Origin of the sequence: Serratia sp. 14-2641 (assembly GCF_001692375.1) — a bacterium.
Classification (GTDB): Bacteria; Pseudomonadota; Gammaproteobacteria; order Enterobacterales; family Enterobacteriaceae; genus Chania; species Chania fonticola_C.
In genome coordinates this window covers 208,626-223,980 of record NZ_LXKR01000002.1, presented here as the reverse complement: position 1 = coordinate 223,980, position 15,355 = coordinate 208,626, and the positions used below count along the sequence as shown (strand labels likewise).

The 15,355-nt window shown below is 55.4% G+C and carries 16 protein-coding genes; 12 read left to right on the top strand and 4 right to left on the bottom strand.

From position 1 onward, the window contains the following. Positions 1 to 16: 16 nt before the first annotated feature. From A6U95_RS03685 to A6U95_RS03675, 3 genes are read right to left on the bottom strand one after another with little or no spacing between them, the layout of a single operon-like run. Positions 17 to 472 carry a tellurite resistance TerB family protein gene (locus tag A6U95_RS03685; protein ID WP_065683517.1) on the bottom strand — a complete coding sequence of 152 codons (456 nt, stop codon included), beginning with the start codon at positions 470 to 472 and terminating at the stop codon, positions 17 to 19. 23 nt (positions 473 to 495) lie between these two features. Beyond that, positions 496 to 1,662, bottom strand: coding sequence for a TerD family protein (locus A6U95_RS03680; RefSeq protein ID WP_065683516.1), 1,167 nt, complete (start codon positions 1,660 to 1,662; stop codon positions 496 to 498). Further along, the gene (locus tag A6U95_RS03675; protein WP_065683515.1) at positions 1,662 to 2,249 is read right to left on the bottom strand and encodes a TerD family protein; all 588 of its coding nucleotides are present in this window, start codon (positions 2,247 to 2,249) and stop codon (positions 1,662 to 1,664) included. The genes A6U95_RS03680 and A6U95_RS03675 overlap by 1 nt, the downstream gene beginning before the upstream one ends. A gap of 324 nt (positions 2,250 to 2,573) precedes the next feature. Between A6U95_RS03675 and A6U95_RS03670 the strand changes: the two genes are divergently transcribed. The 12 genes from A6U95_RS03670 to A6U95_RS03615 all read left to right on the top strand — a co-directional run bounded on the left by A6U95_RS03670 (position 2,574) and on the right by A6U95_RS03615 (position 14,639). Continuing rightward, a complete protein-coding gene (locus A6U95_RS03670) occupies positions 2,574 to 3,638 on the top strand; it encodes an ATP-grasp domain-containing protein (RefSeq protein ID WP_065683541.1) in 1,065 nt (354 codons plus the stop codon). A gap of 3 nt (positions 3,639 to 3,641) precedes the next feature. Further along, entirely contained in the window at positions 3,642 to 4,772 is a 1,131-nt protein-coding gene (locus A6U95_RS03665) for a phosphoribosyltransferase domain-containing protein (protein WP_065683514.1), read from the top strand. Next, complete coding sequence (locus tag A6U95_RS03660; RefSeq protein WP_065683513.1) at positions 4,765 to 5,538, top strand: hypothetical protein; 774 nt, start codon at positions 4,765 to 4,767, stop codon at positions 5,536 to 5,538. The genes A6U95_RS03665 and A6U95_RS03660 overlap by 8 nt, the downstream gene beginning before the upstream one ends. A 1-nt stretch (position 5,539) precedes the next feature. Beyond that, on the top strand, positions 5,540 to 6,619 hold the full coding sequence (locus A6U95_RS03655) for a cysteine protease StiP family protein (protein ID WP_065683512.1): 1,080 nt from the start codon (positions 5,540 to 5,542) through the stop codon (positions 6,617 to 6,619). Further along, positions 6,619 to 7,575: an HpcH/HpaI aldolase/citrate lyase family protein gene (locus A6U95_RS03650; protein ID WP_065683511.1), complete on the top strand. Its 957-nt coding sequence runs from the start codon at positions 6,619 to 6,621 to the stop codon at positions 7,573 to 7,575. Before A6U95_RS03655 ends, A6U95_RS03650 begins: the two co-directional genes overlap by 1 nt. A gap of 2 nt (positions 7,576 to 7,577) precedes the next feature. Then, positions 7,578 to 8,051 carry an HTH domain-containing protein gene (locus A6U95_RS03645; protein WP_065683510.1) on the top strand — a complete coding sequence of 158 codons (474 nt, stop codon included), beginning with the start codon at positions 7,578 to 7,580 and terminating at the stop codon, positions 8,049 to 8,051. 383 nt (positions 8,052 to 8,434) lie between these two features. Next, positions 8,435 to 9,073: a VWA domain-containing protein gene (locus tag A6U95_RS03640; protein WP_021807361.1), complete on the top strand. Its 639-nt coding sequence runs from the start codon at positions 8,435 to 8,437 to the stop codon at positions 9,071 to 9,073. A gap of 20 nt (positions 9,074 to 9,093) precedes the next feature. Beyond that, entirely contained in the window at positions 9,094 to 9,738 is a 645-nt protein-coding gene (locus A6U95_RS03635; RefSeq protein ID WP_065683509.1) for a TerD family protein, read from the top strand. After that, on the top strand, positions 9,735 to 10,373 hold the full coding sequence (locus A6U95_RS03630) for a VWA domain-containing protein (RefSeq protein ID WP_065683508.1): 639 nt from the start codon (positions 9,735 to 9,737) through the stop codon (positions 10,371 to 10,373). Before A6U95_RS03635 ends, A6U95_RS03630 begins: the two co-directional genes overlap by 4 nt. Before the next feature lie 94 nt (positions 10,374 to 10,467). Further along, positions 10,468 to 11,508 carry a TerY-C metal binding domain-containing protein gene (locus A6U95_RS03625; protein WP_065683507.1) on the top strand — a complete coding sequence of 347 codons (1,041 nt, stop codon included), beginning with the start codon at positions 10,468 to 10,470 and terminating at the stop codon, positions 11,506 to 11,508. Continuing rightward, positions 11,508 to 13,109, top strand: a complete 1,602-nt coding sequence (locus A6U95_RS03620) for a PP2C family serine/threonine-protein phosphatase (RefSeq protein WP_065683506.1) — start codon at positions 11,508 to 11,510, stop codon at positions 13,107 to 13,109. Before A6U95_RS03625 ends, A6U95_RS03620 begins: the two co-directional genes overlap by 1 nt. 30 nt (positions 13,110 to 13,139) lie before the next feature. After that, positions 13,140 to 14,639 carry a serine/threonine-protein kinase gene (locus A6U95_RS03615; protein ID WP_065683505.1) on the top strand — a complete coding sequence of 500 codons (1,500 nt, stop codon included), beginning with the start codon at positions 13,140 to 13,142 and terminating at the stop codon, positions 14,637 to 14,639. A 101-nt stretch (positions 14,640 to 14,740) separates the two neighbouring features. Here the strand turns inward: A6U95_RS03615 and A6U95_RS03610 are convergent, their stop codons facing one another. Then, a complete protein-coding gene (locus tag A6U95_RS03610) occupies positions 14,741 to 15,337 on the bottom strand; it encodes a LuxR C-terminal-related transcriptional regulator (RefSeq protein WP_065683504.1) in 597 nt (198 codons plus the stop codon). Between the last annotated feature and the right edge of the window lie 18 nt (positions 15,338 to 15,355).

The following is a 15,355-nucleotide window of genomic DNA, read 5'->3' as shown; positions in this document are numbered from 1 at the left end:
TTCTGAAGATATTACATTAAAGGCCGAATTCGGCCGCATCAAAGCCCAAAGCAGCCACGATTTCGCGTACCGCTTTTTGCTCATCCTGGTCGAAGTCACCATCGCTTTTGGCTACGGCGATACCCACACGGATGGCCAGTTGGGCCGCTTCCGGCTGATCTTTCAGCGCCAGGATATACTTCATGGTTTCGCCTTTGCCGATTTCGACATCGAACTCAAAGCTGGCGATCAGTTTGTTAAAGAATTCGATGACTTCAGTGGTCTCGAACACTTTCAGCTCATCAGATGCCTGGAGGAACCCAATCATCTTCTGTTTTTCTTCAGAGCTGACACCGCCGCTGGCCACGGAGATACGCGCGCACACGGCCACGGTACCCTGCATGAACTTTTTATTCTTGAAACGACCGACCTGCTTGGTCAGCTCGTCGCGGCTGGCATTGAATGCCCCTTTAACCTTGTTGAAAAAACTCATGGTAAAATCCTCTGTGAAATTGATTACTTTGACCCTGCTCTCCAGCTGAAACCCCAGCCGAAAGCCTGATCCATGTCACTGTGACCGTTAAAGAAGCGGTTAACACGCTCAACCTTGATGCTACCGTTCTCGTTAACCAGGCGCGCAATGGCACACATGTTGCGATTGTTCTGGCCTTCCGACATGCGGGTTTCAATCGGTGGCTGGTCTGGCACGTGCAACGTCACAACGCCGTCCGTTTTATCCCAGCTCGCGACCCCTTCGTAGATGAAGGCAAACACCAGTACTTCGCGGATATGTTTCCATTCGCGCCCGTTGATATGCAGCCATTCGCCGTCCGAGATATCACCGGTGCGGTCATCGCCTTGCAGTTGGACAAACGGCTCGCGGTTGTAGTCACCAAAACGCTTACCGAGCGCCTGGATCACCGTTTTTTCCCCGTTGGCCATTTCAACAAACGCCCCGAGATCGAGATCGACGCCCTTGTTCGAACTGAACATCGCCCGTAAACCCGTCGGGCCGCTGCCGCGATGCCAGTTCAGGTTGATACGGATTTCCCCAAAGTTATCCCGCTTGGTCAGGCTGATAGCCGGTTTTTCTTTGGTTAACGACACTTTGCTCAGGCTGATTTTGGCTGGCTCCGGCGTTGGGGCCGGTGCAGGCGTTGGCGCAGGAGCCGCTGCCGGGGCAGGAGCATCCGCCACATCCACACCAAAATGTTCAGCCAGCGGTTTCAGCCCGCCGTTGAAGCCTTGAGCGATAAAGCGGAACTTCCATTCGCTGTTACGACGGTAAAGCTCACCCAGGATCAATGCGGCTTCCTGGCGGCCATTCAGCTCAACGGTGCCCACCAGCAGCACTTCGTTATCCGCTTCAATCTGGATCAGCAACCGTTGCAGGCCTGCGACGGTTTGAGCCCCTTCACAGGTCACCGTAAAGGCGACTTTCTGCACGTCTGGGTGCAAGCGGCTGACGTCTACCGCGAAGTTGGAGTTATGACCTTCTTGGGTCAGGGCAACCGTGGCGTCATCGCTCTTGGGCTGACCATAAAAGATCATGTCCGCGTCGCCCTTCACTTTGCCATCGGCATACAGGCGGAAAGCGGAGGCATCAACCGGTGCGCCGGACAGCACGCGCACCTTCAGTAATTTAGATGGAACTGGGGCATTGGCCCCCGGAGTCATATTCATTAGCGCACCACGGTAGCGACGATGTCAGCATGCATGTCATCAATGGTTCTGCCGCTGCAGGCTTTGCCATGCGCGGTAAAATCCCACTGGCCATTGTTACGACGAAGTGAAGCAATCACGATGCCGGTATGAGCACCCTGCTCTTTCAGCTCATAACGTGCCAGTTCCTTTTTGGCCTGATCGACCACGCGGCAAAACGCGTTTTCCACATCGTTGAACGACTGCCCACGGAAGCTGTTGACGGTAAAGGCCAGGTATTCCACCTGAGCAGGCAGTTTTGCCAGCTCGACCAGGATGACTTCGTCATCGCCATCGCCTTCACCGGTCAGGTTGTCGCCGCTGTGCACCACTGCGCCGCAGCGAGACTTAAGCTGGCGGAACCAGATGGTGTCGATGGTATTGCCATCTTTGTCCAGCAATACGCAGCCAGCATCGAGATCGATGGCATCATTGCCGCCGCCGAACATTTTGCTCAGCAGACCGCCTTTCTTCTTAATCGGATCCCACCCCAGGCCAAAGTGCAGCTGGTTGATGGCAGATGACTGCTTGCTGAGCGAAACGGTCTGGTTCTTGGTTAATGACACCATGGTTTAAGTTCCTTCAAGTTGGTATTGAAAACAGTGAATTTTTTACACCAAATTCCATGAGTAGAAAATCATATCATGATGGTGTTCACGCACAACCCCATTTTTGCTGACCACCCACTCAATTCAAGTTAACCATATATTTTAAAAGAATTTATTTTTTTCACATTTGGTAACTTATTGGCTATAACATTCATTTTATGCCACTTTTCAACGTATATTTTCACTTCTCGACTGACATCATGTTATGATTGACATCGCCATTGGGTGGCCTCAACCCACAGCGATCCTTTTAACCATCAAGCCTTGAACGGTAAAAATCAAAAAATGACACTCAAAATGTGGCTTATGGAAGGTTTATCTTCCCAGCGGGATATTATTCAGGGCATCGTTTCATTGGTGAAAGCCAAGCAAACTGCCGTGACGGTGGTTGCCTCACACCGTAATGAACGTAACGAGATCCTCTCCCAGGCAGACGTCGCCTTGTTCGAACCGAAAGAGGACGAACAGCGGCTACCCTTCATTCTGTCTACGGTGAAACAGTGCGGCATCCAAGCCATCCACACGGGCCGCAACACGCAGTGGTTCGAGGCCCATCGCCAACAGATCGAGGCTGCCGGTGTCACACTGACTACCGGTGCCACCAGCCAGGCGATGTTTGAGCTGGCCGATGACAAAGTGGCATTTGCCCAGGCCATGGAGCGGCAGGGGTTGCCGGTCGTCCCCTCTCTGCGCATTGAGTCAGTGGCCGAGCTGCGCGATCTGATTAGCCGTTCCCCTTTCTCTGGCGCGCAGCTGTGCGTCAAACCGGTGAAGGGTATTTATGGCATGGGATTTTGGCGTTTTGATGAAAGCGTGGGCCCGATGGCCACCTTTACCCATCCGGAAAACCGCAAAGTGAATCCACAGCGTTACCTCAGTGCTTTGGCGGACGCTGGCGAGTTTGAGCCGCTGGTACTGATGCCTTACCTGCCTGGCCCTGAATACTCCGTCGACATGTTGGTTGATCGGGGCACGGTTCTGGCTGCCGTGGCACGTAGAAAAGAAGGGGCGCTGCAATATCTGGAAAACCACGGCGAGGCGTTTGAACTCGCTAAAGCCTGTGCCACCGCAATGCAGGCAGACGGCCTGGTCAACGTGCAAACCCGCAACGACACCAGCGGGCGTCCGGTGCTGCTGGAAATCAACCTGCGCCCGTCTGGCGGTATCGGTTATACCCGTTTCAGCGGCGTCAATCTGCCGGGCCTGTTTGCCCTGTATAAGCTTGGCGTAATGAGCCAGCAGGAAGTGATTGATGAGGCCAAAGCCGCATTCTCGCCAGCGATCGTCCGCTCTATTACCGATGTCGTCAGATATCACCCCGTGCTCGACAATCTGCTGGTGAAGGACTAACCCATGCTAAATACCTATTCCCGCACGCTGTCTTGCGGCACGCTGAAAGTAACCCCAACGGGCGGCACGATCGCGCTGGATGAGCTGTTTGACGTAGCCGAAAGGCGCAACCCGAAACGCGCGTTTCTGTTCGTCAGCAAGGTGCTGGGCCGCCATATTCCGGTGAAGCCGAGCGTCATGCGCGCCGTCTATCAGCAATTGGCCGCGCTGTTCCCGGCCTGTGAGCAAGGCCCGGTGCTGTTTATCGGCATGGCGGAAACCGCCGTCGGATTCGGTGCAGGTGTGTTTGACGAAGTCCGGGGCAGCGTTAGCGACCCGGTGTACCTAACGTCCACCCGTCACCCGGTAGAGGGGGGTGAGCTGCTGTGCGAATTCAAAGAAAATCACAGTCACGCCACCGACCACCTGCTTTATCTGCCACAGGATGCCGAACTGCGCCGCCGCGTACTGGAAGCCAAAACCGTCGTGCTGATCGACGATGAGGCCACCACCGGCAACACCTTCATCAACCTGCTCCAGGCTTTACAGCAGGATGCCGGGTTACACAACATTGCCCGCGCCATCACCGTTACGCTGACCGACTGGAGCGGCGACGCCCTAGCCCAACGCAGCCCAATCCCTATTCAGTATGTGTCATTGGTTCAAGGTGACTGGCATTGGGAAAAAAATCCCGATGCTCCGGTGCCGGTGATGCCCGCAGTCAACGTAACCGCCACCGGCAGCGTACCGATCACCGGTAAACAAAGCTGGGGCCGCTTGGGCATTTCATCGCCAAGTGCGGATCTGGGGCGCGATATTCAGGCGCATCCAGGGGAGAAATTACTGGTGCTGGGCAGCAGCGAATTTGTCTGGGAGCCCTTCCTGCTGGCTGAACGCCTGGAAAAACAGGGGGCCGAGGTTAAATTCAGCTCCACCACCCGTTCGCCGATAGCCACCGGGTTCGCCATCCAGTCCGCCATCGCCTTTGGCGATAACTATGGGCTGGGCATCCCCAACTTTGTCTACAACGTGGCCCACCAGCAGTTTGACCGGATCCTGTTGTGTATCGAAACCCCTGCGGCAAGCGTTGATCCCGCGTTAATTGAGGCGTTAAAACAGGTCGCCCCAACCGTTGAGGTCGTAAGCTATGAATAAGCCGGTCATTTTCTCCGATCTGGACGACACCCTGTTCCAGACACGCCGCAAGATGGTCGATGAGCTCGACCTGGCCCCGTATCGCACCGGCGCCCTGGATCGTAGCCTGGAACCACGCAGCTTTATGACCGAAGAACAGTCGATGCTGGTGGACTGGATGCTGGAGCATGCGGAGCTTATCCCTGTGACCGCACGTGGCACCGAAGAGATTGCCCGGGTGAGTATCCCGTTCAAGTCATGGGCGGTTACCACGCACGGTGCAGTGATCCTCAACCCACAGGGGCAGCCGGATCAGGCATGGCAGGCGCTGATGCTGGAAAAACTGCAACCTTATGCTGCTAACCTGCTGGGAATGCAACGCAAGATCACCGAGCTGATGGCCGAACGCAACATCAATGGTTGGGCGCGTATCAACTATGAATACGGTGACACGCCGGTCTATCTGGTGATGAAGCACCGCGATAGCACCCGCCTGGACGAGCTTTACGCCATCGCCGATGAAATTGAGCAGTTGTTCCCTACCAGCGGCTATTACGTCCACCGTAACAGCAACAACGTTGCCTGGTTGCCGACCGTGGTAGAGAAAGGGCTGGCAGTGACTTTCCTGCTGGAAAAACTGCGGCTTGAACGCGGCGTGTTCCCGGTTATCGGGTTGGGCGACAGCCTCAGCGATCATCGTTTTATGAAGCTTTGTACCTGGTTTGGCCTGCCGCGCCAGAGCCAGTTTGCCGAAGCGATCTCCCGCCATATTTTCGGAGAGCAGTAATATGTCTGATTTTGTGCCCTTTTCCGGCTCATACCTGCCCGAGGACGTTCATTTTCTGCTGCAACCGGTAGAAATGGAAATGACGCCGGTCGATCAGAAAGAACAGCTTATCCAGTCCGGTGCCCGTCACTACTCGGAGATGTTGAGCCAGGAACCGGAGCCGACCCCTTCACACCTCGACCTGTTTGCCCGCGCACTCGACCAGGGAGCAGGACGCCTGGCAAAAGAAGTCTCGATGCTGGCCCTTGCGCTGATTGAACGGTTCGGCGATACGCCGATAGTTCTGGCCAGCCTGGTGCGTGCCGGTGTTCCGCTGGGGGTGATGCTCCAGCAAACGCTGCGGGCCATGGGCAAAGAATCGTATCACTACGGCATCAGCATCATCCGCGACCGGGGCATCGACTCGGTGGCACTCGACTGGATCGAGGCGCGTCACGGCACCGAAGGGATAGTCTTTGTCGATGGCTGGACGGGTAAGGGAGCCATTACCGGCGAACTGATCCGCTCCCTCAACAACCGGCCTGGCTATCCTGCCCAGCCCCGCCTGGTGGTGCTTGCTGACCCGTGTGGGTGTTCGTGGCTGGCCGCCAGCGACGACGACTGGCTGATCCCGTTTGGCATTATGGGCGCGCCGGTTTCCGGCATGATCTCACGCTCCATCTGGTCAAGCGAAGGCCTGCACGGCTGCGTACAATGCGATCATCTCGCCCAGTTTGAATGCAGCCGTGTGCTGGTGGATACCGTTGCACAGTATCGCGCGACGCTGGACACTGAGACGCTTGAGCCCTGCACGCAGGATGCGGAGAGAAAGGCTTACCTGAAACAACAAAGTGAGAAGGTGGTTAACCACCTCGCCAAAAAATATCAGGTTTCCAGTATTAACCGAATTAAACCAGGGATCGCAGAGGCTACGCGCGCTGTGCTACGCAGAGTACCGGATCACGTCTTGGTCCGTGCGGTAGACGATCCCGACGTCGCGCTGCTGGTTTATCTGGCACGCGAAAAGGGGCTGACCATTACCGAAGTCGGTGATGAGATCGGGCAGTACCGTGCGGTAACAATTATCAAGAAGGTGCTCTAATGAACCAACGACTTTCCCCTTGGCGGCTGGGTGCTTCACTCTATATGCCCGCCACCAGAACGGATATCGCCGATACGATCCTCAATAGCAAGATCGCCGGTTTACGCTCGCTGATCGTCTGCCTGGAAGATGCGGTCAGCGATGAAGATATTCCCCAGGCGCTGGAAAACCTGCGCGAACTGACCCAAACCTTGGCCAAAGCCAAGGCCGCAGAGGGCAATGATCACTGGCCGCTGGTATTCGTACGGCCTCGTCATAAAGAAATGGGGAAACAGCTGCTGGCGAGCATGGATTTCAGCGCAGTGGACGGCTTTGTGCTGCCTAAATTCACGCTGGCTTCGCTGCCTTACTGGTGGAACATGATGCAGGACTCGCACCTGTGCATGATGCCCACGCTTGAGACAGAAGAAGTGTTTGATGTGGTGCAAATGCGTGAGTTAGCCAATACCCTGCATCACCATCCGTGCTATCGGCGCATCATCGCCCTGCGTATCGGTGGCAACGATCTGATGAACGTGGTGGCACTCAGAAGGCCGCGCAACCTGACGCTGTATGACGGCCCAATGGGCTATGTGATCAAAATGCTGGTTGCCGTATTTTCCCCACGCGATTTCGCTCTGACGGCACCGGTTTGCGAGCATATTGACGATCATCAGATTATGGATAGGGAATTGGCACTTGATATCGCCCATGGCCTGGTCGGCAAGACAGCGATCCACCCGAATCAGATCGGCAAGATCGAAAAGGCGTTGATGGTGCAGGCAAACGATCATACCGATGCGCTGCGGATCCTCAACTCCTCACAGGCGGTGTTTAAATCGCAGGGAACCATGTGCGAACCTGCAACCCATCGCCGCTGGGCGTCAGAAATCCTGGCGCGTGCTCAGGTATATGGAATTGCCAACGAGTCATCTCAGGAAAGCCACCGGTTTAGCATCAACGCAGGCAGTCATTAATCATGCAACTCAATACGCGACAGGCACGGATCTATAAGCTGGCCATTTTACTCAGTGCGGGTAAACCCGTATCCGCAGACAAGATCATCACTGAGTTAGACTGCTCGGGGCCAACCCTGACACGCGTGCTTAAGGAACTGAGAGAATCCTACGAGGCGGAGATCAAGTACCGCAAGGCCACTCACTCCTATCAGCTGACTGTATCTGGGCTTTTAGACAAGAAGACGTTTCGCCGTATGCAAGATGCGCTGGCGGCTAACTCGGAGCTGAAAACCAGCGAGACCGTCAGCAGGGTCTATCTGGATAAAGAGAAGAAGAAAGCCGTTTCACTGTCATTAAAAATGTCGGTGCTACGCAAAATCGATCGCTTATCCAGAGTGACGGAAACGACCCGCAGCGAAGCGGTGGATATGGTTGTCGAGCGCTGTATCGACGACCTGGTGCGCAGCATTCAGGCCAGCAAGCAGAAGCCGTAATACCCTCACCCTCTCCCACAGGGAGAGGGTACCGATCGAGCAAGTCTGAAAACTCGGAAACGCACCTTGGATAAGGGGACGATCGAGTTTCCTCTTTACTTCCAAAAGAGCAGGGGCTAGCAGCTCCCTCTTCCTATACAAAATGAAGGGGACTGTCTGTGCTACAACTCAACGACATCCTCTACATCAGCTCTGTTACAGATCAATTCCAGTACCCGACCATAACGCCACGCTGGCTCCCTCTCCCTTTGGGAGAGGGTCGGGGTGAGGGGAGAAAGCGATCGCAAAATAAACAAATCCACTCCTGTAAACGTGGGTATTTCTGTTGAGATAACGACCAGAACACTTATTATGTAAAACTCGGCACTCAATAAGGGAATACGATGAGAAGACTTCCGGTCTATCTGTTACTTGATACTTCGGGCTCCATGACGGGCGAACCCATTGAAGCGGTCAAAAATGGAGTGCAAACGCTGCTCTCCACCCTGCGACAAGATCCCTACGCCCTTGAAACCGCCTATGTTTCCGTCATTACCTTTGATTCTTCCGCACGCCAAGCGGTGCCCCTCACCGACCTGCTGAGCTTCAAGCTGCCAGAACTGGTGGCCAGCGGCACCACCGCACTGGGTGAGGCCCTCTCCTTGGTCGCCACCAGCATCAGCAACGAAGTGCAGAAAACCACCGCCGAGACCAAAGGCGATTGGCGCCCGCTGGTGTTCATCATGACCGATGGCTCACCAACGGATGATTGGCGTAAAGGCGTCAGCGACTTTAAAGCCGCCAGAACCGGCGTGGTCGTTGCCTGTGCCGCTGGCCACAGCGCCGAAACCAAAGTACTCCAGGAAATCACCGAGATCGTGCTCCAGCTGGATACGGCGGACTCCACCTCGATCAAAGCCTTCTTTAAATGGGTGTCGGCCAGCATTTCCGTCGGCAGCCAGAAAGTCGAGTCAGGTAAAAAGGAAGTCATTGGCCTGGACGATTTACCGCCACCACCACCCGAAGTTAACGTTGTTCTATAAAACATATTCAAGGAGATTTTATGTCAGTCAGTTTGCGTAAAGGACAAAGCGTCAGCCTGCGTAAAAACGAACACGACCTTTCCTCAGTCACCATTGGGCTCGGCTGGGATATCAATGAAGAGAAGAAAGGCCTGCTGGGTGGTCTGTTTGGCAAGAAAGAGCCGGAGTATGATCTCGACGTCATCGCCTTCCTGTGTAATACCCAAGGCAAAGTCGCCGATCTGGGCGATGTGGAAAACGGCCGGCCTTCGCTGGTTAACGGGGACATCATTTTCTTCAACAGCCTGCGCCATAAGTCTGGCCACATCTGGCTGACCGGCGATAACCGCACCGGTGCGGGCGATGGTGATGACGAGCAGATTATCGCCCAGTTGAACTCCCTCGATCCCAAGTACGAAAAAATCGTTTTCATCGTGCAGATTTATAACGGCCAGGAGCTGAAGCAGCACTTCGGCAAGGTACAAAACGCCTTTATCCGTGCGGTGGATGCCAAAAACGTGGAAATGGCGCGTTTCGATCTTTCGGGCGGGGCCGCCTTTGATGGCCAGCGTTCCATGCTGTTTGCCGAGCTGGTGCGTGAAAGCACCGGCTGGAAGTTGAACGCCATTGGCGAACCTTCCGAGTCCGACTCCTTCGTGTCCCACTTGAAGAACTACCTGCAATGAGAAGATTACCCGTTTACCTGCTGATTGATACCTCCGGGTCGATGCGCGGGGAATCTATCCACGCCGTTAACGTGGGCATTCAATCAATGATGAGCGCGCTGCGCCAGGATCCGTATGCGCTGGAAAGCGTGCACATCTCCATCATTACCTTTGATAACGAAGCCCGGGAGTTTATCCCGTTAACCTCATTGGAAGAGTTCCAGTTCACCGATATTGTTGTCCCCAGCGCAGGTGGCACCTTCACCGGGGCCGCGCTTGAGTGCCTGATCCAGTGCGTGGATCGGGATATCCACCGCTCCGATGGCGATCAGAAAGGCGATTGGCGGCCACTGGTATTCCTGATGACCGATGGCACCCCGTCAGACAGTTATACCTATGGCGAGGCGATCAAAGAAGTCAAAAAACGTTCCTTCGGCTCCATTATCGCCTGTGCGGTCGGGCCGAAGGCCAAGCATGAACACCTCAAGCAACTGACCTCTCAGGTTGTGGCCCTCGAAACTCTGGATTCAACGGCCTTTTCCGGCTTCTTCAAATGGGTGTCGGCCAGCGTCGCGTCAGGCAGTTCCAGTGCGGGTGTTAACGCCGGGCAGGATAACCTCCCGCCACCACCACCGGAAATACAGCTGGTTCTGTAGCCAACAGGCAAAGCCTCTACCCGGAGCTTTGCCTGTTTTTTCATTGCCCCATGACGCGCATTGCAAGAAGCATCCGCCTGACGAGGTTTTAACCATGAGAAGACTGCCCATCTTCCTGGTCTTGGACTGCTCAGAGTCCATGATCGGGGAAAGCCTGAAGAAAATGAATGATGGCCTGCAAAGGATCGTCAGCGACCTGAAAAAAGACCCCCACGCGCTTGAGACCGCCTGGATATCGGTGATTGCTTTCGCTGGGGTGGCAAAAACCATCGTACCGCTGGTGGAGGTGGTGTCGTTTTATCCCCCTCGCCTGCCGATCGGCGGTGGCACCAACCTGGGCGCGGCATTGCGGGAACTGACCCGTCAGTTGGATCAACAGGTCAGAAAAACCACCCAGGAACGCAAAGGCGACTGGAAACCAGTGGTGTACCTGCTCACCGATGGCCGCCCAACGGATGATACCGCCCCCGAAATCAAGCGCTGGAAAGAAAACTACGCCAATAAGGTCAACCTGATCGCCATTGGCCTTGGCCCGTCTGCAGATATGAACATCCTGCGGCAGTTGACCGACAACGTCTTGCTGTTCACCGACAGCCAGGAAGGGGATTTCGCCCAGTTCATTAAGTGGATCACCGCTTCTGTCTCTGCGCACAGCCGCAGTGTGGGGGAAGATGCACCTCCGTTGCTCACCCACACCGATCACATTGTGCGGCTGGCCAAAGACGATATTGCCAGAGCCTACGACGAAAACTGCGTCACCCTGACGGGCCGTTGCAGCAAGTCACGCCGCCCTTATCTGATGAAATACGAACGCCCGGCCATCAACCTCTCCTCGCTGGATTTCAAGCTCAATATCAACGGCTTCAACCTCAACGGCTGCTTCCCGATCGATGAGGATTATTTTGCCTGGAGCGATGAATCGGCGTCTGCCATTCAGGTCAATACCAGCGAACTGCACGGCGTACCGGGTTGCCCGTACTGCGGCAATGCCAGCGCCTTTGCGATGTGTACCTGCGGCAAGCTGTTGTGCGTCAACGGACCCGATGACGTTATTTGCCCATGGTGCGATAAGGGGCTGACGTTCAGGGAAAACGGCGGCGACTCTGATTTCGACGTGACGCGAGGGAAAGGCTGATGCAAGACGTGGAGAAACTGCGCCAGAACGTACTCATGCTGATCCTGGCAGAAACGGGCGCAACAACGGATGACGCCCAGCTTGCCAGCCTGCAAGCCGATGATGAGATCGGCACCTTGCTGACCAACCTCATCACGAAAGTGACGGCCAAGACCCCCGTAGCGGTTGAGACAACAGAAGCTTCGCCGTTGGTTGCCAATGACGATACCTTGGCCGACGAGCCTAAAGTGGTCCTCACCAAGAGCGATGACATCCCTGTTGTCGCCCCAGAAACCGCAGTTCTGCCAACACCAGACGACGGGCAGAAAGCACCGTTTGAGCCGCTGGAAGTGCAAGGAGATACCACATTGCCTGAAGAAACCGCCAAAGAAAACCTGAAGCCAGGCCAGATCCCGTCCGGCACCGCTACCCCGATTAGCACGCCGCAGAACAATCAGCCGCAGGCAAAAATCAACGTGGCTAATGCTCGTACCGGCGTCCCCTTCCACTCTGAAATCGATATCGTGCTGGATGATGGAACGACTGCCGAAGTGCTGGCCGTCACGTTCTCCAAAGATATCGGCATCACCTTTGATCAGGCGACCTATTCACTGGCAGGAACCGCCACCGAAAGCGGCGACTTTGACATCACGGTTACCTGGTCTTGCCCTGCTGCGCCGCAATGCACCACCCAAGTGCCCTTTATCGTTAACCCCGACCCGCGCAGCCTGTGGAAAATCCTCGAGCCGCCTGCCGATTCGCGCTATTTCAAACCGCATGTCGCCCATCAGCAGATCCAAAGGCCTGGTGTGAACATCGTGGCGGCCAGCCGCAGAGGGCGTTCACACGAGCATGCGGGCACCTTCCGGGATGATGACTTCTACATCGCCAGCAATAGCGATACCGGCTGGAACGTCATGCTGGTGGCCGACGGAGCCGGTAGCGCTAAAAACTCGCGCGAGGGTTCGCGTATCGCGACTCAAACCGTGGGCGACTACCTGACTACCCTGTTGAATAGCGACAAAGGGCTGGAACTCAAAGCCTGCGTTGAAAACTGGGGAACTGACGATCAGCGTATAGTCTGGGAGGCGTTTAATCGCCTATTCCGCCAGGCCGCGATCATGGCCGTCAACAATATCAGTAATGAATCCATCCGGGCCGAAGAGAGCGCCAAATCCTATTCGACCACGCTGCTGGTCACCGTTTCCTTGCGTACCGGGGCCGAGCTGTTCGCCGCCTCTTTCTGGTTGGGTGACGGTGCCATTGCGGCCTACGGGCCGGTGGGCAAAGTGCGCGTACTGGGCACGCCAGACAGCGGTGAGTATGCGGGCCAAACGCGCTTCCTGGATGCAGATGCCGTGAACGATACGAACTTCAGTAAGCGCATCAGCATCGGTAAATGGACCGAGGTCTCTCATCTGGTACTGATGACGGACGGAGTCTCCGATCCCCGGTTTGAAACGGATAATGGCCTGCAAAATAGCCAGAAGTGGGACGATCTGATCGCGGAGCTGACACCCTGCCTGAGCGACCCTGCGCAGCCCGCAGAGCGGCTGGCCGAATGGCTGAACTTCTTCTCCCCGGGCAATCACGACGATCGGACCCTAATCGTGGCGTGGTGAATGGATTGGACTACATAGCGGGTGAGTGAAATGGCAAATATTGTTACCTGTACCACCAAGGATGGCGAAACCATCCAGTACGTCGATGAGATCATCGGCTCCGGCTCGATGAAAGACGTCTACTTTTCGCCGGATAAGTCATACGTGGTGGCGTTCTATAAAAAGCCGCAGAACGAGCAGGCGAAAGAGCGCATCGAGATGATCACTGGCCGCTACCGGCAGAACATCTTTGAACAAGCCGGTGGGGATTACTGGCAAGGGCTGTTTTGTTGGCCCACCAGCATAGTGGAACACGACGGCAAAATCGGCATCGTGGTGCCCACCTACCAGAGCCACTTCTTTTTTAAGTACGGCTCCAAGAATAACGACTTCCTGGGGATTAAAGGCCGCGAGAAGGAAGGCAAATGGTTTGCCAGCGCCAATAACCAGAACAAGTTCCTGGATCCGCGTGAACGCGGCAACACCCTGAATTACCTGAAGGTGTGCCTGCTGCTGACCCGGGCCGTCCGGCGTATGCACGCCGCTGGCCTGTGCCATAGCGATCTGAGCTATAAAAACGTGCTGATCGACCCCGAACAGGGCCACGCCTGTATCATTGACGTCGATGGGCTAGTGGTGCCAGGCAAATATCCCCCAGACGTGGTCGGCACGCCGGACTTTATTGCCCCGGAAGTGGTGAAAACCAGCCACCTGCCGAAGGAAGATCCGCAGCGCATTCTGCCAAGCATTGCCACCGACAGGCATGCATTATCCGTCCTTATCTACATGTACCTGTTCTTCCGTCACCCGCTGCGCGGCGGCAAGATCCATGACATGGACGATGAGATGCGCGATGAATCGCTGGCCATGGGTGAAAAGGCGCTGTTTATTGAACACCCGACGGACCACAGCAACGCGGTCAAACTCAACCAGGTCAGCCCTTCTTCGCTACCTTGGGCCGATCCGCAGAAAGTGCCCTACACCATTATGGGACCCTACCTGACGCCGTTGTTTGAAAGGGCGTTTATCGAGGGTCTGCACGAACCCACCAGGCGGCCAACGGCGGATGAGTGGGAAACGGCTTTGGTAAAAACGGTCGATCTGATCCAACCGTGTCAAAACGCTGCCTGCGAACAGAAATGGTACGTGTTTTCCGGTAAAAACCGCCCAGCCTGCCCGTATTGTGGTACGCCGTTCAAGGGTAAGCTGCCGATCCTGAACCTTTACTCCTCGCGTAAAGCCGGGAGCTTCCGCCCCGACGATCATCGCCTGATGGTATGGAGCGGCCAATCGATTTATGCCTGGCACGTTAACCGCCTGATCGCCCCCAACGAACGCACGCCGGACGCGCAGAAAAAACGCGTGGGCTATTTCGTATTCCATAACGATCAGTGGTGGCTGGTGAATGAAGGCATCAGCGGGTTGCTCTCCTTGCCGGATAAAACTCCGGTGGCGATCGGTGACAAGCTGGCGCTGAACGATGGGGTTCAGTTTGTGCTCTCCACCGAGGAAGGCGGCAGGCTCGTGGTGGTGCAGTTGGTGGAGAACTAAGCTTTGGTGTGTGCGGGGTGTGGCCCACCTCGCACTGGGTTATGGGAGGAAAGGAAGGCCCACATCTGTACCCCTTAAAAAACAACCATGAGTGCTTTCATTCAACCTTTCGCCCTTGGCGTAGCATCCTCTCCCACAGTATCCCTCGAGATATCCGGGCTACCTTGCCACAACCAGTGGTACAGATCGTGACTGCGCTGGAATCCCAATTTTCGCATGGATGCCTGCTTATGGGCGCTGACGGTCTTGGTGCTGATCTGCAACTTTCTGGCTATCTGTGTGGGCGATAAGCCTGCCGCTATCGCCTGCAAGACCTCTCGCTCTCGCCGAGTGATCTTTTCGTAGTCGGGTACGCAGGGGGCATTATTATTGAGCTGCACGTCGAACAGCCTATCCAGCAGTTGCATCACCGCCTCGGGTTTATCATTCAGGCCGATTTCTCCCTGTTGATAGGTAACCCCTTCTGTATTTTTTTTCCGTATGAGGATTTGGTACCGTTGATATCCATCTCCCCTCCAGCTGGCGTTGCTCCTGACAATCAGACCCGCAACTTTCAGATGAATAATATCATTGCAATCTGCATGGACAAATAGAGGGGATACTCCCCGGAGATAAAAGTACCGTTCAAAAAGGTGGCGAATACCTTGTAAGAAATAGAAATTTTTGCCCCACAGAGCAATAGCGATGCGTGAGTTCATATTGACACCTTAACAGCC